This window comes from Peribacillus sp. NPDC101481 (assembly GCF_044767165.1).
Classification (GTDB): Bacteria; Bacillota; Bacilli; order Bacillales; family DSM-1321; genus Peribacillus.
The window spans coordinates 1-25,881 of sequence record NZ_JBIWNJ010000001.1 but is presented as its reverse complement, the minus strand read 5'-3'; the positions used below and the strand labels follow the sequence as shown (position 1 = coordinate 25,881).

At 39.0% G+C, this 25,881-nt stretch carries 20 protein-coding genes and 1 pseudogene; 8 read left to right on the top strand and 13 right to left on the bottom strand.

Annotated features, from left to right (window positions below; genetic code table 11):
* Positions 1–262: 262 nt before the first annotated feature.
* Entirely contained in the window at positions 263–442 is a 180-nt protein-coding gene (locus tag ACIROD_RS00105) for a hypothetical protein (RefSeq protein WP_260357679.1), read from the top strand.
* Between the two features lie 159 nt (positions 443–601).
* Here the strand turns inward: ACIROD_RS00105 and ACIROD_RS00100 are convergent, their stop codons facing one another.
* Positions 602–1,390 carry a FadR/GntR family transcriptional regulator gene (locus ACIROD_RS00100; RefSeq protein ID WP_230175957.1) on the bottom strand — a complete coding sequence of 263 codons (789 nt, stop codon included), beginning with the start codon at positions 1,388–1,390 and terminating at the stop codon, positions 602–604.
* Between the two features lie 524 nt (positions 1,391–1,914).
* Between ACIROD_RS00100 and ACIROD_RS00095 the strand changes: the two genes are divergently transcribed.
* The 3 genes from ACIROD_RS00095 to ACIROD_RS00085 all read left to right on the top strand — a co-directional run bounded on the left by ACIROD_RS00095 (position 1,915) and on the right by ACIROD_RS00085 (position 5,559).
* Entirely contained in the window at positions 1,915–3,303 is a 1,389-nt protein-coding gene (locus ACIROD_RS00095) for an FAD-binding oxidoreductase (RefSeq protein ID WP_402937027.1), read from the top strand.
* A gap of 4 nt (positions 3,304–3,307) precedes the next feature.
* Positions 3,308–4,285 carry a bile acid:sodium symporter family protein gene (locus tag ACIROD_RS00090; protein WP_402937025.1) on the top strand — a complete coding sequence of 326 codons (978 nt, stop codon included), beginning with the start codon at positions 3,308–3,310 and terminating at the stop codon, positions 4,283–4,285.
* A 632-nt stretch (positions 4,286–4,917) separates the two neighbouring features.
* Complete coding sequence (locus tag ACIROD_RS00085) at positions 4,918–5,559, top strand: glycosyltransferase (RefSeq protein WP_402937023.1); 642 nt, start codon at positions 4,918–4,920, stop codon at positions 5,557–5,559.
* Between the two features lie 469 nt (positions 5,560–6,028).
* Here the strand turns inward: ACIROD_RS00085 and ACIROD_RS00080 are convergent, their stop codons facing one another.
* On the bottom strand, positions 6,029–7,060 hold the full coding sequence (locus ACIROD_RS00080; RefSeq protein WP_402937021.1) for an acyltransferase: 1,032 nt from the start codon (positions 7,058–7,060) through the stop codon (positions 6,029–6,031).
* Between the two features lie 280 nt (positions 7,061–7,340).
* Between ACIROD_RS00080 and ACIROD_RS00075 the strand changes: the two genes are divergently transcribed.
* Both ACIROD_RS00075 and ACIROD_RS00070 read left to right on the top strand, forming a co-directional pair.
* Positions 7,341–7,511, top strand: coding sequence for a hypothetical protein (locus ACIROD_RS00075; RefSeq protein WP_402937019.1), 171 nt, complete (start codon positions 7,341–7,343; stop codon positions 7,509–7,511).
* Positions 7,512–8,100: 589 nt separating this feature from the next.
* The gene (locus ACIROD_RS00070) at positions 8,101–8,688 is read left to right on the top strand and encodes an SET domain-containing protein (RefSeq protein WP_260357674.1); all 588 of its coding nucleotides are present in this window, start codon (positions 8,101–8,103) and stop codon (positions 8,686–8,688) included.
* Positions 8,689–9,532: 844 nt separating this feature from the next.
* Here ACIROD_RS00070 and ACIROD_RS00065 read toward each other — a convergent pair.
* From ACIROD_RS00065 to ACIROD_RS00030, 8 genes are all read right to left on the bottom strand, one after another.
* Positions 9,533–9,880, bottom strand: coding sequence for a hypothetical protein (locus ACIROD_RS00065; protein ID WP_034311933.1), 348 nt, complete (start codon positions 9,878–9,880; stop codon positions 9,533–9,535).
* A gap of 934 nt (positions 9,881–10,814) precedes the next feature.
* Positions 10,815–11,792 carry an NAD(P)H-dependent flavin oxidoreductase gene (locus tag ACIROD_RS00060; RefSeq protein ID WP_402937016.1) on the bottom strand — a complete coding sequence of 326 codons (978 nt, stop codon included), beginning with the start codon at positions 11,790–11,792 and terminating at the stop codon, positions 10,815–10,817.
* A 71-nt stretch (positions 11,793–11,863) separates the two neighbouring features.
* Entirely contained in the window at positions 11,864–13,750 is a 1,887-nt protein-coding gene (locus ACIROD_RS00055) for a sigma-54-dependent Fis family transcriptional regulator (protein WP_402937014.1), read from the bottom strand.
* Positions 13,751–13,954: 204 nt separating this feature from the next.
* A complete protein-coding gene (locus ACIROD_RS00050) occupies positions 13,955–14,731 on the bottom strand; it encodes an acetoin reductase (RefSeq protein ID WP_402937012.1) in 777 nt (258 codons plus the stop codon).
* Positions 14,732–14,750: 19 nt separating this feature from the next.
* Complete coding sequence (gene lpdA / locus ACIROD_RS00045) at positions 14,751–16,133, bottom strand: dihydrolipoyl dehydrogenase (protein WP_402937010.1); 1,383 nt, start codon at positions 16,131–16,133, stop codon at positions 14,751–14,753.
* Positions 16,134–16,149: 16 nt separating this feature from the next.
* On the bottom strand, positions 16,150–17,373 hold the full coding sequence (locus ACIROD_RS00040) for a dihydrolipoamide acetyltransferase family protein (RefSeq protein ID WP_260357634.1): 1,224 nt from the start codon (positions 17,371–17,373) through the stop codon (positions 16,150–16,152).
* A gap of 103 nt (positions 17,374–17,476) precedes the next feature.
* Positions 17,477–18,511, bottom strand: a complete 1,035-nt coding sequence (locus ACIROD_RS00035) for an alpha-ketoacid dehydrogenase subunit beta (RefSeq protein ID WP_402937008.1) — start codon at positions 18,509–18,511, stop codon at positions 17,477–17,479.
* A gap of 21 nt (positions 18,512–18,532) precedes the next feature.
* Positions 18,533–19,525: a thiamine pyrophosphate-dependent dehydrogenase E1 component subunit alpha gene (locus ACIROD_RS00030; protein WP_402937006.1), complete on the bottom strand. Its 993-nt coding sequence runs from the start codon at positions 19,523–19,525 to the stop codon at positions 18,533–18,535.
* Between the two features lie 215 nt (positions 19,526–19,740).
* On the opposite strand from ACIROD_RS00030, the pseudogene ACIROD_RS00025 reads away from it, so the two are divergent.
* A pseudogene (locus ACIROD_RS00025) lies at positions 19,741–19,853 on the top strand (IS6 family transposase); the annotation flags it as partial.
* 197 nt (positions 19,854–20,050) lie between these two features.
* On the opposite strand, the gene ACIROD_RS00020 reads toward ACIROD_RS00025, so the two are convergent.
* Both ACIROD_RS00020 and ACIROD_RS00015 read right to left on the bottom strand, forming a co-directional pair.
* The gene (locus ACIROD_RS00020) at positions 20,051–21,295 is read right to left on the bottom strand and encodes an MFS transporter (protein WP_402937004.1); all 1,245 of its coding nucleotides are present in this window, start codon (positions 21,293–21,295) and stop codon (positions 20,051–20,053) included.
* Positions 21,296–21,346: 51 nt separating this feature from the next.
* On the bottom strand, positions 21,347–22,543 hold the full coding sequence (locus ACIROD_RS00015; RefSeq protein WP_402937002.1) for an amidohydrolase: 1,197 nt from the start codon (positions 22,541–22,543) through the stop codon (positions 21,347–21,349).
* A gap of 167 nt (positions 22,544–22,710) precedes the next feature.
* On the opposite strand from ACIROD_RS00015, the gene ACIROD_RS00010 reads away from it, so the two are divergent.
* Positions 22,711–24,537, top strand: a complete 1,827-nt coding sequence (locus ACIROD_RS00010) for a helix-turn-helix domain-containing protein (protein ID WP_402937000.1) — start codon at positions 22,711–22,713, stop codon at positions 24,535–24,537.
* A 1,146-nt stretch (positions 24,538–25,683) separates the two neighbouring features.
* On the opposite strand, the gene ACIROD_RS00005 is transcribed toward ACIROD_RS00010, so the two are convergent.
* Positions 25,684–25,881, bottom strand: a 198-nt coding sequence (locus ACIROD_RS00005; protein ID WP_402936998.1) for an L-serine ammonia-lyase, iron-sulfur-dependent, subunit alpha, incomplete at its 5' end; no start/stop codon positions are given.

Sequence of the window (25,881 nt, the reverse complement as noted above, 5' to 3'; positions counted from 1 at the left end):
CACTCCTTTCCTAATACATGTGTGACTAAGAAAAGTCAATTAAACCCAAGAAAATATGGTTTTATCTATTAAGTCTAACACAATAAAGTAAGAAGGGGGCATATTCGACGTTAAAGACTAATATACGACAGGTTTCCAATAAAAAACTTATTGCCCAACTCCAGCTAAATATCCTTTGTTAAATATGGTACAAAACATCTAAAAGTTAATGTTTGTAATAATTTGGGTAAAAGGTAATATCTTGACTAAAAGGAGAAGTGATATGTTACATCCAGACGAGATTTACCTTGTACTTAGGGACAAAACGCTGCTGTTGGAGTTAAAGGAACAAATTAATGAGTATCATATTTCCTACTTATCAATGATTAATGATCAGCTTATATTGATTGATGATGCACTAAAAGAATGTAACGTTGATTACTACACTATGTCAAAAGGATAAAAACAACATTTACTTATATAGGGGATCAATTTTTTAACTATAATAAAACCAGCTTAGCGCCCTCTGAGAAAGGCGCTTTTTTAATGTCAAATTTAATTGGTCACCTAAAAAGATCAGGTATACCTCCATGTTCTGGTTAGTTATATCGCGAGCGGACGCTTATTTATCACCTTCAGCATTACGTTGATGGTCTTTTTCATTTTGATAAGCAGCAATTTTGGCGTCATCTCCAATGCTTTCAAGTGTAGCCGTGGCCATCTGTTCTCTAATGCGAAGGATATGGGCATCCATTAATTGCTTGGCTTTGTCCGCTTCTTTTAGTGCGATAGAATGGTAGATTTCTTTATGTTCTTGAAGCGTTTCTTGAAAATGACCCGGTTTTGCGAAACGATGTCGCCTGGTGGCACGGATAGTATCTTTCATTTGATCACTAAGGGTATGGACCAATCCAGCAAATATGGAATTGTTTGTGGCTTGTGCGATACTATAGTGGAAATGTAAATCTGCTCGCAAACCTAATTCTTCATCATGTTCCGACCGTGCCATTTCTTCTAGAGCTTTAAGGATATTTTGTAAATCAAGAGAGTTTGCTCTCTGTGCAGCAAGAAAAGCACATTCGGTTTCAATTACTCGACGGACTTCAAGCATTTCATAGACCATGTTGTCTTCAGCTTTGATGATTGAGGTGGATAGCTGTTCGATCAGTGACTGAACATCAGATTTTCTGATGAATGTCCCATCACCTGGTCTGACCTCAATGACTCCGTTAATTTCCAATACTCGAAGGGCCTCTCTGATTGATGTTCGACTCACTTTAAAACGGTTGGACAACTCCCGTTCAGGGGGTAATTTATCTCCTGGTTTCAATTCACCGCTAATAAAAGATTCCCTAATTTGATTGAAGATGATTTCGTACACTTTTGGGGATTTAACTGGTATAGAATCCATTACTTCCTTCACATCCTTCAACATCAACCCTAAAATCATGTTGGTACGACTAATAGTCGAATAATTTTAACAAGCATTCTTTTATGAATCAAGGGGAAGCGCAATTTTATAACAAAACAAATAATTATTTTAAAAAATCAAACATTAAAATTGGTTAGACCAATAATAGATATAGTTTCAGTCATTCTCGTTCATTTGGCAATTCCAGGTGATTTCATTTTGCTAATACGGGTGGGGAACCATCTATAATCACTAACATTATAAGCATTTGTGCATGGAGAATTCTAATAAAAGGATAATTGTTGAAAAAGTCAAAAAATTTAGTATAATGAAAATTGGTTAGACCAATTATGTAATGATAAAGAATGGTCCATGTCGAACCATTCATAAATGGAAGCGATATCAATTTAAGTTAGTAAGGAGGGGGAAACCATTTATTAATACAATACTAATTCTTGGTATGGAGCGACCAAAACTTTTGATAGGACAAAAATAGAGGTTATAGCAGAAAGAAGGAGAATTGAATGGAAGCGGCTAGTGTAAATTTGATAAAAGCTTTAAAGGAAGTTCTTTCGGAAAATCAAGTGACAGAAAACCAGACTGTGAGAGAATTACACGGAAGAGATGAGTCATATCATGCTGTAAGTCTTCCTGATATTGTTGTATTTCCAGAAACAACACAGCAAGTAAGTGAAATAGTGAAATTAGCAAATATGTTCAAAATCCCGATGGTTCCTTTTGGTTTGGGATCAAGCCTCGAGGGGCATGTCATACCTTACCATCAAGGCATAACCATTGATTTTTCACTAATGAATAAAATCCTTGAAGTGCGTGAAAACGATTTTCTCGTTAAGGTTCAGCCTGGCGTAACGCGATCGCAACTAAACAAAGAACTGAAAAAATACGGTTTGTTTTTTTCAGTGGATCCGGGTGCTGATGCAACTCTTGGCGGAATGGCTGCAACAAATGCCAGTGGAACGACATCAGTTAAATATGGTGTGATGCGTGACCAAGTCCGCGATCTTGAAGTGGTTCTTGCAGATGGTTCCATTATTCATACTGGCAATTTGGCCGCTAAATCGTCATCTGGTTACCATCTAAACGGTCTTTTTGTTGGATCTGAGGGAACGCTAGGCTGCTTTACGGAATTGACGTTGAGAGTTTACGGAATTCCTGAACACGTTATGGCGGCAAGAGCATCATTTCCGGAATTGACCAATGCGGTAGAAGCTGTTGTTTCCATTTTGCAGTCAGGTGTTCCAATCGCAAGGGTGGAGCTTGTCGATGAACCATCAATGAAGCAGGTTAACCTCTATAGTGATACAAGCTATAACGAAGCGCCTACACTATTTTTGGAGTTTCATGGTAATGAAGCAGGTTTGAAGCAAGATGTAGAGTTCACTAAAGAAATAGTAGCAGAACATAATTGTCTCGATATTGAATTTGAGACAGATAATGCTGCCAGGAACCGCCTATGGGAAGCTCGCCATAATCTTGCCTATGCTTATATTCAAGGCAATCCTGGAAAGAAACTGATGGTGACTGATGTCTGCCTTCCGATTTCAGAGCTATCTGGTGCAATTCACCATGCAAGGGAAGCTGTTGATTTACTAGGCCTTACCGGTGGGATCGTCGGCCATGTAGGCGATGGGAACTATCACGTGCTCTTAATGATCGATAACAAAAATCAGGAAGAATTTAAAAGAGCTGAACAGCTAAATGAACAAATTGTCCTATATGCCCTTGAGCGTAAGGGAACATGCACTGGTGAACATGGAGTTGGGGTCGGTAAACAAAAATATCAGGAAAAAGAACATGGGAACTCTCTGTTTGTGATGGAAAAAATTAAAGAAGCCCTTGATCCAGATAATTTATTAAATCCTAGTAAAATATTCATGCAAGAAAGAGTGTGATGAAATGAAAGTATTGGAAGCATTCAGTGCATTAGCAGGCAAATATTTTGCTGTCTGGGTTATCTTAATTTCCGTCATTGCCTTTATTTTTCCAGGGCCATTTTTGGGATTGGGGGGATATATTACAATATTGCTTGGCGTTGTAATGTTTGGTATGGGGCTTACATTGAAGGCCGTTGATTTTAAAATCATCATTACTAAACCACTGCCCGTGATAATTGGGGTTTGCGCCCAGTTTATCATCATGCCATCTGTGGCATTCCTTATTGCGAAACTCATGAATTTACCAGCAGAATTAGCTGCAGGACTGGTTTTGCTCGGCTGTGTACCAGGCGGAACAGCCTCTAACGTTATGGTTTATCTGGCAAAAGGCAATGTACCTTTGTCGATAGCTATGACTTCGGTATCAACTTTACTGGCTCCAATCATGACGCCACTGCTTCTGCTTTTGCTCGCAGGACAATGGATGCCTGTTGATTTTTTTGATATGTTTAAGTCCATTATCCAAGTCATCCTTCTTCCGATTGTTTTAGGTTTGGCCATTAAGCGGTTTTTCCCTGTAATAGTTGAAAAAAGCTTAACCGTTTTACCGCTTATTTCGGTAGCAGCTATCATTACGATTGTAAGTGCAGTAGTCTCAGGCAATGCAACTAGCATTGCTGCATCCGGGTTCCTGATTTTCACTGCCGTAATGCTTCACAACGGATTTGGGCTGCTGTTCGGTTACTTAGCAGCGAAAGTGCTTGGACTTGATGAAGTGAATAGAAGAGCAATTTCGATTGAGGTAGGCATGCAGAACTCAGGGTTGGGCGTTGCGCTTGCTACTGCACATTTCGGTCCTCTGGCGGCACTTCCAAGTGTCCTGGCTGCTGCATGGCACAACATATCCGGACCAATTCTCGCGACTTACTGGTCTAAAAAGTCTGCTGACGACAGTAGTATAGAGGAAGCGCCAGTTCATCCGGTAGAGAACAAACTTTAATTATATTTAAGTTAAAAAAGATCCTATGCTTCCAGCTGGGATTTTTTTTGCTGCTGCAATTTTGTCCAGGAAGGCATGTCGAGGGGCAAAAAACCATGAATGAATTCTAGAATTCATCAATGAATAAGAGAGCCATTCTGTTCAAACTCTCCTATATCAAGCATGTAGTAAATAGCTTTAACAGGCAGATTACAAATATCAATAAAGAAAAAATTAATGAAGTACTAGAACAAAATTATCTTTTATAGGAAGTTCCAAGTGACAGAATCAATCAAAAAGACATTAAGATATTGAGAAGAAGGGGGAGTCTAATTCCCCTTTTACTCTAAATAAAATTCGTTTGATTTTCTATATTAACTTGCTCCCATATTAAATCCACTATTTCTTGGCACCTTATTCTTGAAGTTTCAATTAATTTAAACATTAATTCATCATATTTTAAGTGCAAATTGCGACGTTGTAGTGTCCGTGTATTAATACTTTTATAGAAAAACAGCTTACATAGGACGATGTGAGCTCATCCAAGTCCAATTTACCGTTTAATAGGGTAAGTAGAATCATTATCATGAATATTAAAATCCCATATATCAATAATAAAAAGGTGTTTTTAAACTTTGGAAGGAGATGGTGTTATGAAAAAATTATTGTTGATGGGTTTCATTTTTTTATTTCCTCTAAACATGGTGTCTGGAACAACCAGTGCATACGCTAAACCGCAGGTGCAAAGTGTTAGTCAATCTGAGGTAAAGTTCGCAAATGAATTCAGGAAACTTTGGATTGATCATGTATTGTGGACAAGTAATTACATTACAAGTGCAACGACAGCTGGAGCGGAGGATCAAAAACAGGTATTGGCCAGGCTTCTGAAAAATCAGGAGGATATTGGAAATGCTATAAAGCCAGTATACGGAGAGAAAGCTGGGAACAAACTTACGGATTTGCTTAAGGAGCATATTGTTATTGCGGGAAAGATTGTAGATGCGGCTAAAAGCGGAAATGAGGTCTTGGTGAAACAGCTAAATAAAGAATGGTATAGAAATGCTGATGAAATAGCAGCTTTCCTTAGCGGTGCCAACCCCTATTTGAAAAATGAAGATCTAAAAAATTTGCTTTATATGCATTTGAAATTAGTGACAAATGATTTAACTGCAAGCTTAGCAAAAAATTGGAACGGAAGAATCGTTTCAATTGACGAAGGGGTCACACATATAATCCTAATGGCGGATACTATCTCTGCGGGAGTTGTAAAGCAGTTTCCGGATAAGTTTAAATGATAATCTTAAGAATCCTCCAGCATTCTGTTGGAGGATTTTTCATCATGAGAGGCATTTACTTTTGTTTATATAACTGGTTCAAGCAAATATCGCATAGTTGATATGTATGGGATAGTATCCTATGCATATCAACTAAACAATATCTATTAGATGGATCGTATACTAGCGTTTACGATAATCTGTCTTTAGTGGAGTAGAAGGAAAACAAATAATAAAATAGGGGTTGCAAAGGATCATTTTTTTGAACAAACGGGTATGTTAATTCAGTAAAATTTCATCCAGGACTAAAACGGCAGTGTTGTTAGTATACTTCCAAAGAACAAGCGTCAAAAAGGGTGCTTTTTTTATAAGCCAACGCGTAAGTATACTCGTATTAAGAAAGCGTGGACCTATGGTTTTTCAAGCGTAAATATTACGAAGAAGCATCGGGACTTCAGGACTAATGCTCCTTTATCGTTGTAACTTTTCACTATCTGGTTGTTATCAATTTGCTTAAACTCCTTTTGAAATATTGAAGTAGGTCATAAGATATGTACGACATAGAAATTATAAGGAGTGTCTCAAATAGTTTTAACAATAAATTGTCGGATATATGATCCATTTTTGCTGCCGATATAATTAAATCAAAAATATCGATGAAGACTACATGAACAATGTATATACCCAGGGCTCTTCCTCCTACTTTAGTAATGAACAAATCCTTCCCCAATGTTTTATTATTTAATGCAAATAAAAAAAGAAATGCAGTTAAAAAGATGGTAGAAATAAAATATTCCCCATGACTTCCTGATAATATCTTTTCTAATAAGTATCCTTCTACCACTTGGATAGTAAAGAAGATAAAAATTAATAATAAATTGGTTTTGGCTGTTATTGCTCTTGACTTTTCAAAGAATTTATCATACGCAAAGAAGAATCCCAAAGTTGTATAAAAAAGACCAATGAATAAAGCATCCCGTGTACTTAGAGGAAGATCATAGATCACCGTGTACGATTGTCCGAAAAGACCTAACAAGTTGAATATTAGGCTAATGGTTAAAAGTAGCCTTGCTTTATTTAACTTAAAAAAACCGAATATAATGATAACACTCCAAATTAATGCGGTTAAAAACCACAATTGGTATCCGCTAGTCCCAGTTCCGTAATATATAAGGTCAAGAAATGAAAATTGATTAATGTATTGCCCAAATTCCTTTGGGACATCGGCAGCAGCTTTATAAAGAATAAGAACATCATACATCATATAAAAGAAGAGCCAGCACAAATACAGTTTTAAGATTTTTATAATGTACCTTTTAAAATAATCAATGGAATCCCTTGTGTGTATCATCTTTTTACCGAACAAATAACCAGAGGCAGTAAAGAAGAATGGCACCGCAAACCTTGAGATGTTATCGAGAATAAATAGACCAATTTGGCTATCCCTTGGGAATACATGAATGACTACAACAGAAAAAATTGCAAAAAATTTAATAAAGTCAATCGCGCTATTTCTTTCCATTTGTTCACCCTTTTCATAACACTTTTACTATCATTGGTTATTCCCTATATTATGTACACCAAAGAAAAATTTATTTTACTCTTTCTGAATCCAATTCCGAGATACTGTAAGACTTAATTAATGAACAGCTAATCGTTCAGGAGCGTGGACTGTTTGTAATATTAGCTTCATCATTCGGATAGTAATCATATGAATGTCTATGTTAGTGTTAATCTGGCTATATCAGCAGAAAATCATGTAATCGAGCTTTTGACAAAGGGATTTGTGGGGGACTTTCTGATTGTACATTGATATTAAGCCTGTAGCTTTGTATAAACGCTGGACTAAACTTTTAGAAAGTGTAGATCCTGTTGATATTGAAGAACAACGGAGAGCGGATTTTTTAAATTATAAAAGCGGATTACTGTATGTTTTTGCTGCTCTAAAGAATTGCTTAATAGTCTTGAATTAACGGAAAGACAATGGGATGAAGGGGAGGGAAGCGTTCTTTTCTCTTTTTCCTCGATCTAAAATCGTTTGATTTGCTAAATTAACTTTCCCCATCATTAATTCACTAGTTATTGGCGTCGGATCATATTTAGGTATTAATTTGTAAGCTCCTGTAAGGTCACCAAATTAGAGAATTCTCCTTATTAAGATTTAAGTACCATCTTTTTTTGTCGATGCTTACTGCAAACTTTTTATCCTCGAATTTTTCAAAAGATGATCTATGATGATGAATTTCAATAGAACTTCACCTATCAAGTAATATAGCTAGTAATTCTTTTGTTTCCGTAAGCACCTTCATTAATAATTATACTCTTCACTTATTCTATGAAGATCAATATTTTCCGGTGAAGTTTTGATGAAAGTTATCATGCATCTTCTTTTCTGTTTATTTCTAAATTTCTGTAGTTTTTCCAATAAAGCGACCCCAATTTCATTTTTCTAGGAGAAAATTCCGCTGATTGAACTTGGAGAAAATACACGAATGAACAGTCAATTAAACGAATCTGCTATATATTGTAATAGTAAGTTTTGAGAAAGGGTGAATAGAATCAATGATACATCCAGATACTGAGATTCGGTTTGTCAATGAAAAGATTGGTGTGGGCGTTTTTGCCACAAAAATGATTCCCAAAGGAACAATCATATGGGCATTGGATGATTTGGACATCATCCTCGAGGAAGATGAGATTGAATCGCTTGAGCTAATGAGAAGGGAAATCGTCTATAAATATGCCTACCTCAACGATGACGATCGCTACGTGCTGTGCTGGGATCATGCCAGATACTTAAATCACAGCTTCAGTCCAAATGTGGTATCGACTGTCTATGAGATTGAATTAGCGTCGAGGGATATTCTCCCCGGAGAGCAAATCACATGCGACTATGCTACACTCGGGTTAGACGAACCGTTTGAGTGTGAACCGGAGGAAGGGACGTCTAGCACCGTAGTGATGCCGGATGATTATCTGCATCGCTACAAGGAATGGGATGATTTGGCTCGGGAGGCATTCAAACGATTGAATCAAGTAGACCAGCCTCTGCGTCATCTGATTCTACCGGAATTCGTCGACAGTGTAAACGCGATCGCAGAGGGACGTGCCGAGCCGGATTCCTTTCTTACGCTCTATGAAGAGGAGTAAAGGCAACAAACAACTATCAGGACTGACAGATCTGTTCTCAATTCATTCAACCAGCTTTTTCGATCCAGCAAGATAGAACATGAATCATCAATGGAAGGGTTTAAAACCCTAGAAAAGACCGCCCCTCTGAACTTTATATCGTTTACCTAGAATGGAAATTTTTATCCAGCGAGGAGGTATAGGTTGAAAGGGCAACACACATACCACCGTTCATTAATTTATGAACGGTGGTATGTGTGTTTACAGTTAAATTGATTGTATTGTTTATAATGTACTCGAATTTGTATATCAAAACAGATATAGTGAAGTAGTGAGGTTTTAAGTGGATTAATAACACTATGTACTCAAATTAATGACCCAAATGAATGTATTAAACTTTGTGTCTGTGTACAAAAGAGGAATATGAAGCTGTGATCATTTTGTATAATTCTTTATTCTAGTTTACATAATATATATTATAGGAAGTTATATTTTTAATGTTAATTTCGTCTCATATCTTAAGAATACTTAACTTAGTGAGACGTGATACGGATTTTTTATATTTAAATTCATTGCCATTATTTATCTATAATTTTTTTATTAATTAGTCGTCATTGTTAACTTATACTTTAAAACTTAAATAAATATTGTTCCAATTAAAATGATTGATCTTCAATTAAAAATTCGGTCTAAATTCGCAATAAGATTTCTTGGATTTAAGCTAATTTCACATCAGTTACGTTCATTAAAATTTTCTTGATTTATATATTGAATTTTAATTTATCTGCTAATTGTTAACATATTTCGTTTTCAATCATTTTTATGCTATAGATCGGATTATTCAATTAGTATTTATCATCCTTAGTCATTTCACTCTAAGGATCTCTAATTGCTTGGTTGTGGTGATCAAATCTATTTTATTATTTCCCTTCATGTATAAAACGGAAGCTCCCTCACTTTTCCCCTTTTTCCATCCATTCGCTTTAAGGGCCATTGCATATCCATAGGGAATGCCGTCTTCTTCAGAAGCCCTTGACCATTCATATCTATTCCCTTGTTCATTTAACTGAACCAATTCAGCATTTTTAGGTACAGGGAATTCATTTAAATCTTCTGTAGCTGTGTATAAAGAAATAGAAATTGAGTAATAAATGATTGCCCCTCCTATTAAAAAAGCAGCTAGGGTAAGTGCACAACTAATCTTTTTTTTCATATTGCTTCCCCTTTCCTTTCCTAAAGACCTATTCAAAGAATAGTTATCTAATAACCTGTAGCAATCTAAATATCCCGGTTTTTTAACATTATTTAACATTTTTATTATTCTTATATATAAATTAAATGGCCAAATGAGAAAAATCACGGGTTAACACTTATGAAAAGTTATATAAGTATAATTTACCTCAATGACAATTCAAAAGGTTTTTTATCAAGCAAGTTCCGCTTTCTACCTGAAATTGATGATAGCTCCTCCATTTAGCCACATAATTACAATATAAGCTTTCTTAATTAACCTCATAGCAGCCTTTAGCATGAATAACCTTTAAAAAATGTTTTAAACTTAATGATGCTCAAACCGCCATTGAGTTTTGATGTAAAATAACAAGCATTGACCGCTTTCATATGTGCAAACAAGCAGTGAATCAATAGGAAGCTGCCAAGGGTTATAAGGCAAACCTTCAAATTAAATTTGTATAGAGCCACACCTACTTTCAGCAATCAGTTCTTGTTTATCATGAGTGAAATAAGATCGTAAAAATCGATTTTTACATGATTTAAAAGTTTCAGGAATCAAAAATTCCAGAAGAAATTTGAATGGTTTTAAGATCTCAAGTTTTGTTTGATTTAGCTGAATAAAAATGTTATGTAAACACTCACGAAATGTTAATTACCTTTTTCTTTGTTTTTTAACATGTGAATGTCTTTATTAAGAAGTCGCTGAAAGTTAGCTAGCAAGTAATTGATGGGCTATGTAGCTTTTTTCTATTGAATTGGCCTTTCGCGTTAGAGTTATAAATCATTCTTCTGTTATAAATAACGGTCATGCATTTTTGATAAAGTCTATTCTTGACCACCTATGGAACTTTATTTCTAATAGATAAAAAAAGGAACACGAAATCACTATTGATCGCATGTTCCAGTTAGGCTATTTATGTTCGAATGGATTCGATACGGCTTTGGATGAATTCGAACGAGGTTTTTGCTTCTTGGACGATTTGGTTTATTAATTCATTGACGGTCAATATTTCTTTTATCAGTCCTACGGATTGACCGCATGACCAGATGCCTCCGTCTAAATTTCCTTCAAAGTATACTTTCTTGCTCCTTTGTCCCGTAATTAGCGGAATCAATTCCTCTATAGTGGCACCTTCATTTTCAAGTTTATCCACTTCTGTACTGACGGCATTTAATGCTACACGCGACGGACTGCCTATATTGCGTTGGATGACGACAGTATCCGTTTCATTGGCCGATACCATCCAATGCTTCACATTATCATGAATCGGCGCTTCTTGCGTTGCCATAAAGCGAGTACCCATGACGATACCTTCAGCACCGAGTGATAAGGCACTGATAAGGCCTCTGCCATCCGAAAATCCCCCGCCTGCTATTACTGGTATAGTAACGGAGTCAACCGCTCGAGGGAGCATGACAAGTGTTCCTACATCACCCATGCCGGGATGTCCGCCTGTTTCATTCCCTACAATAATAATGGCATCGACCCCTAATTTCTCTGCCGACATTGCGTTTTTGACGTTCGCTACCTTATGTATCACGGTAAAGCCGTGCTCTTTAAGTCTGGGCATTAAACTTTCTGGGCTTCGGCCACTCGTTTCAACAATTTTTACATCTTCGTCAATTAAAATATCGATGAACTCATCATTAGGGGTTGCCGTTTGACTTGGGAACAGGTTCAGGTTGACAGCAAAGGGTTTCTTGGTCAAAGTTTTCACTTTCCTTATTTCATCACGGAGACCTTCTGGTGTCACCTGTGTTTTTGAAGTGATGATGCCGAGTCCCCCCGCTTCTGAAACAGCGGCTGCGAGCGGGGCTCGGCCAACTTGAAACATCCCGCCGCATATAATCGGATATTCAATCCCCAATAATTCAGTAATTCTCGTTTTCATTTGCCATACCCCTTTCATTTTTCAAGGATTTCTATAAGTCTGCTTTTCTTACATAATGTACACACGCATATCTAAATACCATACTTATGGAGCCGCTTGTAAAATGTACTTCTTGGTATATCCATAAGCTTTGCTGCAGCAGTGACATTCCCTCTTGATTTTTGTAATGCCTCTATCATCAGATCACGTTGAATTTTTTCACGGATCGTCAGTTCATTTCCCTTGATGCCATTTTTACCCGGTTCTTCCCATGCAGGAAAATCATCATGCCGTGTAACGGGCTGGGAATGCATGGAATTCAACACTTTAACATAATCAAGAGGTCCTTCTGCAAGTAAGATGGTCAATCGCTGAAGTACATTCTGCAGCTCTCTAATATTGCCTGGCCAATTGTACTCCTTTAAACGGTTCAATAATTCTTCAGTTAATGGAATATTCCAATTATTCTTCGAACACAAGTAGTTGACTAAATAAGGAATGTCTTCAACCCTTTCCCTTAAGGGAGGTACATGAATGGGGTAAACGTTCAGCCGATAGTATAAATCCTTACGAAAGGACCCTTCATTGACAAGCTCTTCAAGATTACGGTGTGTTGCAGTGATAATGCGAATATCCAATGAAATGCTTTTTGTGCCGCCGATCGGAACGATTTTTCTTTCCTGAAGAACACGCAGTAAGGCAACCTGCATCGCTGAAGGGATTTCACCGATTTCATCGAGAAAAATGGTCCCTCCATTTGCCTGCTCGAACTTCCCTTTGTGCCCTTGCCGTTTAGCCCCAGTAAAAGCGCCATCAACATACCCGAATAATTCACTTTCCATTAAATCTTTAGGTATGGCTCCGCAATTTATCGTGACGAATGGTCCTTTTTTGCGCATGCCATTTTCATGAATAGCCTTGGCAATAAGCTCTTTCCCGACCCCTGTTTCACCGGATATATACACATTTGCTTCTGTCGGTGCAACAAGCTTCACTTTATTTAATGTGTTATGAAAGGACTCACTAATCCCTCTTTCCCCTTTGAAGGCAAACCCTTCTAAAGGCATTGAAGCAGGAAAAAGCCTATTGGTTTCATGACCATAATTCTCTGATAAGAATAAACACTTACCGTAAATCCTATTATCCTCTTTGGATAGAAGCGGATTCTCCTTTACGATTCGATATCCATGATTTAACAGATCGACCAATGCCATACCAATGGATTGAGGAATTTTTTTGCGAACCTGTTTACTGGCGGAGATAATCATTTCTTTGTGATTACAGACGATAAAAGGCAGATCTGGATAGGTTTCTGCAAGTTCTATCGAGCGCTGTGTCAGTGCCAGCTCCTTTTTATAGGAACGGACCCCCATTTCCTGTTCGATCGTATAAGCCAAATTGGCTACCATACCCAGCATGGATGGATGGAAATATTCTACTGGACATGATATATCCAAAACTCCCAATATCTTACCGTCATCATTTAAAATAGGCATCGCAGAGCAACTCCATTTGTGTGAGGCAATTGAATAATGCTCGGTCCCTTGAATCATTACGGCTTCACCCGTTTTCAACGCTGTTCCAATTGCGTTCGTTCCGACTTCACCCTCCGTCCAGCATACGCCCTCCACAAAATTTATTTTGCCTGCCTCATCGAGTATTTTCTCGTTTCCGGAAAGTGAAAGGACATATCCATCCGGATCGACCAATAAAGCCATCATTCCCGATTCTTTTATCGATTGATTCATCCTGGATAATTGGGGGGATGCCACTTCTAATAGAAACGAGTTTTTTTCTCTTTGAATGTCCAATAATTCATTCGTCAAAATATGTTTGCCTTTATTAAGGTATGGATTGACTTGATCTTTTTTGCAGCGATGCCAGGATTCCATTATTCGCTTGTTCAGACGATTTGAATCGAGAACACCTTCACTGACAAAGCGTTCCCATGTACGTAGATAACAACTAGTGGATAGCATATAATCCTCCTCTAATCATTTGGTTTAAACCTTCACTTGACCAGTCTATCTAGAGGAAAAATACCATGGAGTATAAAATAGGATGTTAATCGAGGTCTTTTTAATTATAGTAGATTATGTATCCGCTTACAATATATAGATTGAGTTTGCAAAAAAAGCATCATGTGATCATTCACATGATGCTTCTCCATTGAACAATATAGTTTATGAGAAAATAACTCCTCCATCAATCATGATGGATTGCCCTGTCATATAATCCGAATCCGGTGATGCAAGATAAGAGACGAATTTCGCCACATCTTCTGGGGTTTCGGAGCGTCCTAAGGTTATGGAATCTGTAAACTTTTTAAATGTTTCCCCTTTAGCAAGATTCATATATTGACCCATTTTTTCATCGATTAAATCCCACATTTGCGTCCCGACAATTCCTGGACAGTATGCATTCACCGTAATGCCAAACTGGGCTAATTCCTGTGCTGCCGCTTGTGTAATTCCTCTTACGGCAAATTTCGTGGCCGAGTATGTACCTAGTAAGCTAAATCCTTTATAACTGGCGATGCTGGCAGCATTTATGATTTTCCCGCCTTCTTGCTTTTTCATTTGTTCAGCCGCGGCTTGCAGACAAAAGAGGACACCATTTACATTTATATTGAAAATCTGTTCAAGATCCTCTTGAGTTACTTCCAATAGAGGCTTTATTTGTGCAATTCCTGCATTTGAAACCATAACATCCAGTTGTCCAAAACGTTCCACAACTTGCTTCACCATTTCAAATACTTCCCGTCTATTGCTTACATCCGCTTTAACGGCAAAGCTTTCACGTCCAAGTTCCCTAATCTCATTCACGACCGATTCAGCCGTATCCAGATTGACGTCATTAATGACCACATTCAACCCATCTTGAGCTAATCTTATTGCAATGGCACGTCCGATACCACGACCTGCACCAGTGACTATCGCCACCCGTTGACCGCTAGCCATACAAATTCCCCCTTCAGTTTTAGCAATGCACAGCTTGACCTACAACATTTAAAAGAGCTTCATGTATGGATTCCGACAAGGTTGGATGTCCTGCTACTAAATCTTCTATCATATCTGCCGTTATTTCTGCATGCAGCATGACCGTTCCTTGACCAATCAATTCTGTTGCATGCTGACCAACAATGGAAAAACCTAAAATTTCATTATATTGTGGGTTCACAAGGACTTTGACCTTTCCTACCGGTTTATTGGAAAGGACCGCTTTCCCGTTTGCAGAAAAAGCGAATTCACCAACCTTAATCTCTCCATATTTATTACGCGCTTCTTTTTCGGTCAAGCCTACACTGGCAATCTCCGGGGAGGTATAAATGCAGCGAGGAATTGCCCGGTAATTCACTTGTGCAAATTGACCGCAGGCATTCAGAGCCGCCACCCGTCCTTCATGAAAAGCTACATGGGCAAGTTGTATGCCCCCTATCACATCACCACAGGCATAAATCGATGGATTGCTTGTTTGCATTCGATCATCCACCGAGATGCCAAGTCGGGAAAAATCAATATCGTTTCCCTCTAAGCCCATTCCGTTCACTCTTGGTTTTCTCCCTATTGATACGAGTACGTAATCAGCATGCATTTCATCCAATTTGCCATCGCTATTCTCTATATATACCGTCTTACTGGTTGCATTGATGTTTTTGACAGATGTGGAGGTATGGACTGTAACGCCTTGGTTTTTCAATTCGTCATGCAGAATCCTTGTGATATCATCATCTTCCCCTGGAAGCAGCTTTTCCCCCATTTCGATAACGGTGACCTTGGTGCCCATCCTGCTATAAATACTGGCAAATTCACATCCAATGACACCGCCTCCGACAATTATCAGCGAATCGGGAATGGCAGGAAGTGACATGGCATGGCCGCTGTGGATGATCCATTCACCATCAAACGGCGCAAAAGGTAGTGGAATCGGTTCTGACCCCGTTGAAATGATGATCTTACTTGCCTCGATTACTTCATTTTTATTTCCGTTCTCGATCAGCAGTCGATTACTTGAAAGGATGGAAGCCCTTCCCTGAATGACTTTTATTTTATTCTTACTCATTAAATATCGAATGCCGTTCACTAGTTTAGATATGACCTCTCTCTTTCGTTCCTGTACGGTATCCCAATCTACTTCAATCGAATTGGAGGGAAGGCGAATTCCCATTTGCCCGGCATTTTTCACCAAGTCATACGTATCGGCACTTTTCAATAATGACTTCGTTGGCATGCAGCCTTCATTTAAACAGGTGCCCCCCAATGGCCCATCCACTACCAATATGACTTCGTTATCCTGCTGGGCAGCAGTGATTGCCGCTACATACCCTGCAGGACCTCCGCCTATAATTGCTATACGATTCAAGAGTTTCACTCCTTTTCTATAAAATCACGGTGATCGGCTCTTCTAAATACCGTTTTAGTGTTTGTAAAAAGGCAGCCGCGGGTGCCCCGTCGAGTACACGGTGATCAAAAGTTAAACTGAGTGGCAGGATCGTTCTCTTCTCCAAATCTTCGCCAATATAAAGCGGGGTATCGTAAGCAGAGCCAATTCCGAGTATCCCCGTTTCCGGTGTATTGAGAATAGGTGTGAAGTGCTCAACTCCATATGCCCCGAGGTTACTGATAGTAAAAGTGGACCCTTGCATGTCTTCAATAGGCAATTGAGAGTCACGTGCACATCGCGCCAATTCCTTCCCCTTATTCGATAACTGTCTTAAGGTATAATTTTCGGCATTTTTTATGACGGGAACAACAAGTCCATTCTCCAAGGCCACCGCTAATCCAAGATGGATATGCTCATAAAAAATGATGTTATCTTCAATATAAGCACTATTCATTTTAGGATGCTCTTTAAGTGAAAGCACGACAGCCTTCGCAACAAAGTCCGTTATAGTCAATTTAGTTGATTCATGTTTTTGCAGTGTTTCAGCAGCCTGTTTTTGCAAAATGACCAGATCAGTGACATCAGCTTTCATCGTTATAGTTAATTGGGCACTGCTTTGCAAGCTCTCCTTCATACGTTTAGCGATGATGTTCCTCATTCCGGTCACAGGAATCTGCTGCGGTCTCTCTAAAGTAGGTTGGGGTGGGGGAACTATGCTTTTTTCTGTATTTACCGGCATCAAATCCCTTTTCTCGATTACTTTCTGTACATCTTCTTTTGTGATTCTTCCGCCTGGCCCGGTACCTTGTATCGTCTCGATGTCAAGATTCGCTGCCTGTGCCATTTTTCGTGCAACCGGGGTGATCATCAATCGATCTCCCATTGGCAAAATGGGTGACTCTATTGTTTTCGGCTTTTCTTGTACAGCAATTTTCGACTGTGTTTCTTCAGCAACAGGTTCATCGATCTTTATTTTTTCATTCGGATTTCCAATATGACAGATAACGGTTCCTGGAGGTACTCCTTGTCCTTCTTGAACAGCTATATTCAAAATCGTACCTTCAGCTGGAGATTCAATTTCCATTTCTATTTTCTCTGAATTGATGCTGGCTATTGCTTCACCTTTTTCGACTGCATCCCCAACAGCCTTACTCCATAATGAAACAGTACCTTCTTTCATTGCCATGCCCAATTTCGGCATTACCACTTCGACAGCCATATCTTATTTCTCCCTTCAGAATGGTTTGTTTGTCCATCATTGGTTTTGTTGCTCCAACTTTTTCAGTTCTATAAAAGCTGGAGCATGCATCATATGGATTTATTTACACCCCTAGGATGGAAGGCTCCCCCAATAATTCTGAAACGACTTGTATCACTTTTTCTGATGTAGGAAGGTAAATATCTTCAAGCGGTGGAGAAAAAGGTACAGGTGTATGTGGTGCCGTAATCCTCTTAATTGGCGCATCGAGCGTGTCAAATCCCTTATCCGCCACCAGTGCGGCAATATCCGTTGCGACGCTGCATCTTGGGTTCGCTTCATCGATCACGATCAAACGATTTGTTTTTGCCACAGAGGAGAGAATCGATTCTTCATCCAGTGGTGACAAGCTCCTCGGGTCAACAATCTCAACTTCAATGCCTTTCGCTGTGAGTTTTTCAGCAGCCTCCATCGCGGTGTGAACTTGTTTACCGATGGCAACGACCGTCAAATCCGAGCCTTTCCTTTTAATTTCAGCTTTGCCGATTGGGATTGTATAGTAGCCTTCCGGAACCTCCCCTACCATGTTGTATAGCGTTTTATCTTCAAAAAAGATGACAGGGTCATTATCTTCAATGGCTGAAAGTAAGAGCCCTTTTGCGTCATAGGGGGAAGAGGGAACGACGACCTTCAATCCTGGAATGCTAGTGAACAAGGCATAGAGACTTTGTGAATGCTGAGCTGCAGCCCTGAACCCTGCACCATGCATCGTACGGATCGTCACGGGAACCTGTGCTTTACCGCCAAACATATAGCGGAACTTTGCACCTTGATTCAATACTTCATCCAAACAGCTGCCAATGAAATCGTTGAACATTAACTCGGCAATCGGTCGTAAGCCTGTCGAAGCGGCTGCCATTGCCGCTCCCATATATCCTGCTTCCGCAATGGGTGTATCAAGAATTCTATCCCGGCCAAACTCTTGAACCAATCCTTTTGTGACACCTAAGACACCACCCCATGCTTCGTCATCCTGCAAATGATCAACTTCTGCACCGCCGGCTACATCTTCTCCCATAAGGATGACATTTTCATCTTTTCTCATTGCAATGGCCATTGCTTCATTTATTGCTTGTGACATACTGATTTTTCTACTCATCTCAATTCCTCCTTTTATAGTTTAATAGGATACATAAACATCTTTTAATAAATCGGATGCCTCTGGATACGGGCTATCTTCACTGAACTTGACAGCTTGTTTAATAGATTCCTCAACGGCATTCTCAAGAGAAATCAGTTCTTTTTCCGCCAGCAGATTCTGATTCAGCAAGTAATTCCTAAATAGGGCAATCGCATCTTTCTCTTGTTTATGCTCTTTTTTGTCTTGTTCTTTTTTATACTTCTGTGCATCTCCCTCGAAGTGGCCATAATTACGATAAGTAACACATTCGATCAATGATGGGCCTTCTCCCCTGCGAGCTCTCTGAACGGCTTCTTCAGCAGCCTTATACACAGCCAATACATCTTTCCCATCCACCCGGACACCCGGGATATTGTAGCTTATCGCCCGATCGGCTATCGTTTTGCAGCTTGAAGCATAGTTGAAAGGCGTGGCTTCCCCGTATCCATTATTTTCAGCGATGAATATAACGGGCAGCTTCCAGATTGCCGCCAGATTTATCCCTTCATGGAATGTTCCATGATTGTTGGCACCATCACCAAAAAAACAAACACTAACATGATCGGTCTTTTTATATTTGGCAGTTAATGCTGCACCGCATGCGAGCGGAAAGCCACCACCGACTATCCCGTTCGCGCCTAACATCCCTTTATCCAAATCGGCAATATGCATGGAACCGCCTTTTCCCTTGCAAAGCCCTGTCACTTTCCCATAGATTTCAGCCATCATCCCGTTAAGATCACATTCTTTTGCTATACAATGACCATGCCCCCTGTGAGTGCTTGTAATGCTGTCCTTTTCTGATAGGTGAGCACATACTCCGACAGCTACCGCTTCTTCCCCAGCATACAAATGGACAAACCCTGGCAATATCCCCTTTGCAAAAGATTCATGAACCTGGTCTTCAAATTTTCTGATTTCCAGCATTTTTTTGTACATCCAATAAGCCTTGTCCTGAGATAACTTTATTTCATTCGATTGAATCGTTTCCATTTTTCAGCCCCCAATCATTAATAATGAGTCAATTTAATATATTGCAATTGCCGTGCCAAAATGTGGGGCGGTAAAATTGGGACTTTATCTATTTTCAGTCGAAACAAAACGAGACAAAATGAGATTGCTGTCTCGTTTTGTCTCGTTTTTTTAATAAATATCAATCACTCGTTTGAGAATCTCTATTCTTTACAGCAAAGTATTTCCTCCAAGGAAGTAAATCAAGAGATAAACAAGCAGCCAAGTGCTTTTCAAAAAAGCCTTGGCCTTTTCGTACGTTTCTATGCCTAGCGTAATAACAGCAATATATAAGAAACCTGTTTACCCTGCCTGAAGGCTTACAGCTTAGGCAAGGTCAGGTTAGATAAAATGGAACTAAGACTTCGTTATATTAAAAAAGCGCGTGCGTTCTGCGTTATAGTTCAACTCATACTCATTTAGAAAAGTACCTCTATATATAGTAGTGCACCTGAGCCAGTTCACATTATATATGGATTCGAGTGGATGTTGTCCTTGACATCACGTTTATTTTCCGCTGCTCATTATCATTGGATCGTTGATGACGGAAAGACCTTTTTTCATATTAAGTCCCACTGCTGCAATGATGGTCAAAACAGCGCAAAGGATTAAATAAACGAAAGCTGATGTATAGGATCCGTTGAATGTTTCAATTAAATAACCCATTACCATCGGTGCTAGAAATGCGCCGATCATCCCGCCAAGGTTAATAACCCCGATTGCCAATCCAATATTATTCTTTGAAAATACTTTATGCGGCAAGGCAAAAATAGTGGCAAAAACGAGGCCGTGAAAAATTGTACACAAAGACTGAAAAGTAATGACAAGAGTAACGGATGGTGCGGTGATTATTAAATACAGAAACAAAATGACTAAGATAGAACTTACAATAGCCAGATACTTTTCCTTTCCACTCAAGTAGGATTGGACGAGTTTACCGCCTATTATAATACCGATCGCGCCAGTGAGTGCTGGAATGGAGGTAAGCATACCCATGGACAGGAGGTCAAGACCCCTTTCTCTTACTAGATAAGGAGGCATCCATGAAGTAAGTCCCCATATAAGCGTACTCATCCCGAACCACATTATAGATAATTGCCATACAATTGGAAACTTTATTAAATCTTTAAAAGATGTTTTTTCTAAAGTCTCCTTTTCCGAACTGTCACCCTGCATATTTTCCGGCTTTAAGTAATACCATAACAACGCTGCCACTAACACACCCACTATACCAATGACAATAAAAAGATTTTTCCAACCTATCAAGACAAGTAATGGTGTGGCAATTAGCGGTGCTATTACGCCTCCAAGTGAATTGGATGACATCATTGTCGTCTGTGCACTTGGTCGTTCTTCCTTGGGAAAAACATCTGCAATCGCCTTGGAACTTGCTGCCGGATACCCACCTTCTCCTAGGCCGAACATAAAGCGAATGATAATCATGGACATTAGGGACCAAGCCATCCCTGTAAAAACGGTAAACAATGACCAAAACAAAATAGCAACAACGATGACTTTTCTAGAACCAAACTTGTCGGCAAGCCATCCCCCAGGTACCTGCATTAAAGCGTATCCAGCAAAAAAACTACTTAGCACTACCCCCATCACCGACGGGCTAAGATTGTAGTCCTTTGCGATTTCAACAATCCCTACATTCATGGCCATTCTATCAAGATAAGATAAACACCAACCTAAAAACAGCAGTGCAAGGATCATATGTCTCTTTTTATTTTTTACTGGACTGCTTTGCATAAGCCTTTTCCCCCTTCTCAATTAACATTGCAATCACAGTTAATAAATTGACTAGTCTCCAATTTTCGGATCTTGACTGTTAAAGTAATTAAACACGAGCGAAATGAACATTTTCCCAGTCAGAAGAATGGACAACTCATCCACATCAAATTTCGGATGATGATGAGGGTAGACAGCTTGAATGTCAGAATTCATTCCTCCTACATTAAAAAATGCACCAGGCTTTTCTTTTAAATAGTAGGAAAAATCCTCCATTGCCATCAGTAAAGGGCCCTCCGACACATTTTCTTTCCCTACAACCATTTCAGCTATACGTTTAACTCGATTTGCCTCCTCCGGATTATTCCATACAGAAGGATAGCCGTATTCATACGTCATCTCGCATACGGCTTCGGCACTACTACAGACCGCCTCTGCGATCTTACTAATATGCTTTTTGGCAAGATCTCTCGCTTCCTCGGAAAACGTTCGAACTGTCCCGGATAAAATCACTTGATCAGGTATGATATTATAGCTGCTGCTTCCCTCAAACGAACAGACTGTTATGACAGTTGGATCAGTTGTATTGATACGACTGGACGTGATTTGTTGGATATTCATCACAATCTGGCTCCCTATAAATACAGGATCCACTGCAAGATGAGGCATCGATCCGTGCCCCCCTTTTCCCTTAATCAGGATTTTAAATTTATCCCCGGCTGCCATCATGAATTTTTCTTTAAAGTGAACCTGTCCTACCGGAAGCGCCGATGAAACATGAGCACCATAGATGACATCAACATCATTCAGGCATCCATCCGCAATCATCGCTTTTGCGCCTCCTGGAATCACCTCTTCAGCAAACTGGTGAATAAACAGCACATTCCCATGAAGATGCTCCTTTACTTTACTTAGCGCATAAGCGGTTCCGAGTAGAGAGGCCGTATGAATATCGTGGCCGCATGCATGCATGATGCCTGGAATTTTTGATTTATAGGGAACAGCCTTTTCATCTTGGATCGGAAGTGCATCAAAATCAGCACGAAGCGCAACTGTTTTTCCAGGCTTTTCTCCCCTTAACAATGCCGTAACGCCTTTTCCACCTACTCCCGTTCTTACTTCCAAACCACACTCACTTAAAAAGTTCGCAATGATCATCGGCGTTCTTTCTTCTTTAAATGACAATTCCGGGTACATATGCAAATCCCGTCTAATGTTAACAAGATCTTCAAACTTACTTTCCAGTTCTATATATGCAACGCTTTCCACCACTTTCTTCCCCCTTTCAATTTTGAAATCTCTCAATCATCAGAAAAGAGTTTAATCTCTTTTCATTATTTACTAAATATTATAAAATATCAGATAACTGGACAATGTGGCATTAAACAATTTTTGAACGATATTCGTGTTGGTTTCAACATTGGAGGTGGGAAAACTTGAATAGCAAAGATGTCTCTCTTCATCAGTTGAAGTTAGAAAATCAAAAGGCACAATATGACATGATGAATTTAATGGAAAGCTTCCAAGCCATTAGCTCGACTCTTGCAATAGGTGAAGTGCTGAAGAAAATCATGCATTATGCTTTAAATATTGTAAAATCTGCTAAGGCGGGATATATCCAACTGTATGAAGAGCATTCGAATAAACTGATCATTAAGGAATATATTGGATTTGAAGATTATATAATCAACTTTAAGGTAAAAGTAGGCGAGTCCATTACAGGAAAAGTTTTCAGAGATGGCAACGTAAGCCTGATTCATACAACAAAAGCCATTTATGACAGCATGGCTGACTTAAGTATTGAAAATATGGACACGATCGAAAGGGCTCAATTCAAAAATCGGAATATTCAGTCTATATTATCTGTGCCCGTATCATTTGGAACGAAACGAATAGGAGTGATGACCCTTCATTGCTTTGATATAGAAGATGGTCTCAGCCAAACGGATCTCCTTCTTTTACAAAGCTTTGCAGCTCAGGCCTCTATTGCCATACATAATGCACAGCTCCACACTGAAGTGCAGAAAAACCTTGATGAATTCACTCATTTAACCAAACAGCTCCAAAAAGCGAATACACTGTTAGCAAAGAGGACGGATATCCACAATCTTCTCACTCGGTTGTCGACACAGAATAAAGGGCTGGATGTCATTATCAACGAATTGAACAAACTGATGGAAAAAAGACTGGTCTATGCAGATTACCTGGAAGGAAAGCTCTATCCAGTACACGGAGCGCATTGGGTCGGAAATCTTGATGATCTATTTCTTCTCTATATGAATAAAACAGAGCCAGCTTACGGATCACACTATAATAACACCCATACTGATCGTTATATTTATCCGATTAGATCTGGATCGATCTTTTTAGGATGTTTGATTGCAGAAGGGAACTCTCCTTTGTCAGAGCTCGATTGCCTAATAATTGAACAGGGAGCTCCGTTTCTCTCGCTTGAAATTATGAAACTTAGATCACAGACTGAAATCATGTATAAGAAGATCTATGAAGCCTATCAACAGTTTTTGAAAATAAAAAATCCTCATCAAGCTGAAGTGGCTGCAAAGGATTTAGGTATTTATCATCACTATTATATAACCGCCTTAATCGAATTAGAGGGCAATGCCGATTTACATTCTCTGGAAAACGATGCACTGGTTCTACTCACGCACCTTAAGGAGAAAATTCCAGATAAGAACTGTCTTCTTTTTAGTTATAACAATAAAATCACCTTGTTTTCTTCTGCCCAAAATGCTGACCGTGAAGTCTATTTTACAGAAATGATCCAAAGCAGCATAAAATGGTGGAACGAACGATTTAAAGTCATAGCCCGAGCCGGGATTAGTACCGGACATTACAATCCTGGCCAAGCAGAAGAAAATCATACGAAGGCTGAGAAAGCACTGCTTCACTTAAAAAAACAAAAGGAAAAGGGTATGGTCCATTACCGGGATATTGGAATCAGCCGCCTTTTTTTACACCATCCACCTGAAGAAATTAACTTATTCCTCTCTGAGACGTTTTCCTTGTTATGGATAGATCAGGAGAAACACTGTGAACTTCTGCATACTCTTATCACCTATGTACAAAATAATCGTTCCATGTCTGCCACGGCAAAAGATCTTCATATCCATGCAAATACTCTTTATCACCGTATAAAAAAAATTGAAGATATTCTTAAAATGGACTTTAGCCATTTTGAAAATTACTTAAAAGTACAGCTCGCAGTTTACCTTTATAAAACCTGTTCTGATCTAAAAATATGAAGAAATACACGGATAATAGTACATTCCCACTTAGAGAAAAATCAATCCAAAATAATCTATTCCAGCTGTGCAATAACAAGCATTCGCGGGACTTTAGCCCGAACAAGAACATATTCTTGCGTCAGGTTAATATGTACCGCTGAAACTTTCGGTTCTTTCACCGTAACACTGCGGTGCTTTGGCAAAATATAATAAAATGTGTGGTGATTTCACCAAAGTATATTGTTCGTTATTATTATTTCCTTTTTGTAAATAGAGGATTCTTTTATATGAAGACCACTATATTCGGCTGGTGTTTGATGAATTGAAATTCTTTTCGTTATTCGAGGAGAAATTGAGGTTATCGTCAATCAAGATTCCTGCCATATGGAAGAAAATTATCTTTTTTAATATTGATGATATTCAAAACTGTAAAGGGGCTTGGAGACAATGTAGTCTTATTGTTGCAAATTCCCCTTCGTACCTTAGAGCAGTAATAGGATGTTTTTTGTGTAGCGAGATTCCAAAAGAACATACTCTCTTTTTTAGGAATTATAACGATTTTTGTCCCTACAAGACTCTCCAACAGCTGGCCAAAAAAAAGTGAATTTCGGTTAAAGGACGAGTAAGTTTCAAGCCAAAGGCTGACTATACGGCAATGAAAGATATCCCATAAGACACGTTCACATTCTTCATTCTTTACATATACAAAAAAACTAAAAATCGGCAAAAATGCTACTTTGCCTTTTTACCTTAATGTGCAGAAAAGACAGTCTTGGATATATTGGATACCGTTTATCAACATACTATGTTTAATAAGAAATATTATGGAGCGCATTTTATTATTTACGCCCCATCAATTAAAAGGGTGATGTTTTAACAATAACCGTGACTGTGCAGCCACGTTAATAAAATCAATGGTAAACTTAAATTCATAAAAAATCAGCATCTGTCATCGAGGATTAATAATCAATGGGATTCAAACCTACAATGGATAACTTAACTAATTCCTCTGAAACCAGAAGTTCCGTAATGTAGCGTGGGTTCGCCTTATATCTCTGATCTCCTGAACGGGTTCAAATTTATAACTAGAAGTGACTTTGTTTTGCTATTGCAATACAGAGCAAACTTATGAGGACAATTATTTCATATTTGAGCGATGTAGGTTTATTTAAAGGAACCGAATATATCCTCTGCCAATTTACGTCCGGTCGGAGTCGCAGCCAGGCCGCCTTCTGCCGTTTCACGAAGTGCAACCGGCATGGTCAAGCCTATTTTATACATGGCATCGATAACTTCGTCACATGGAATGCGGCTCGTAATGCCTGCAAGCGCCATATCAGCTGCCGTTATCGCGTTGGAGGC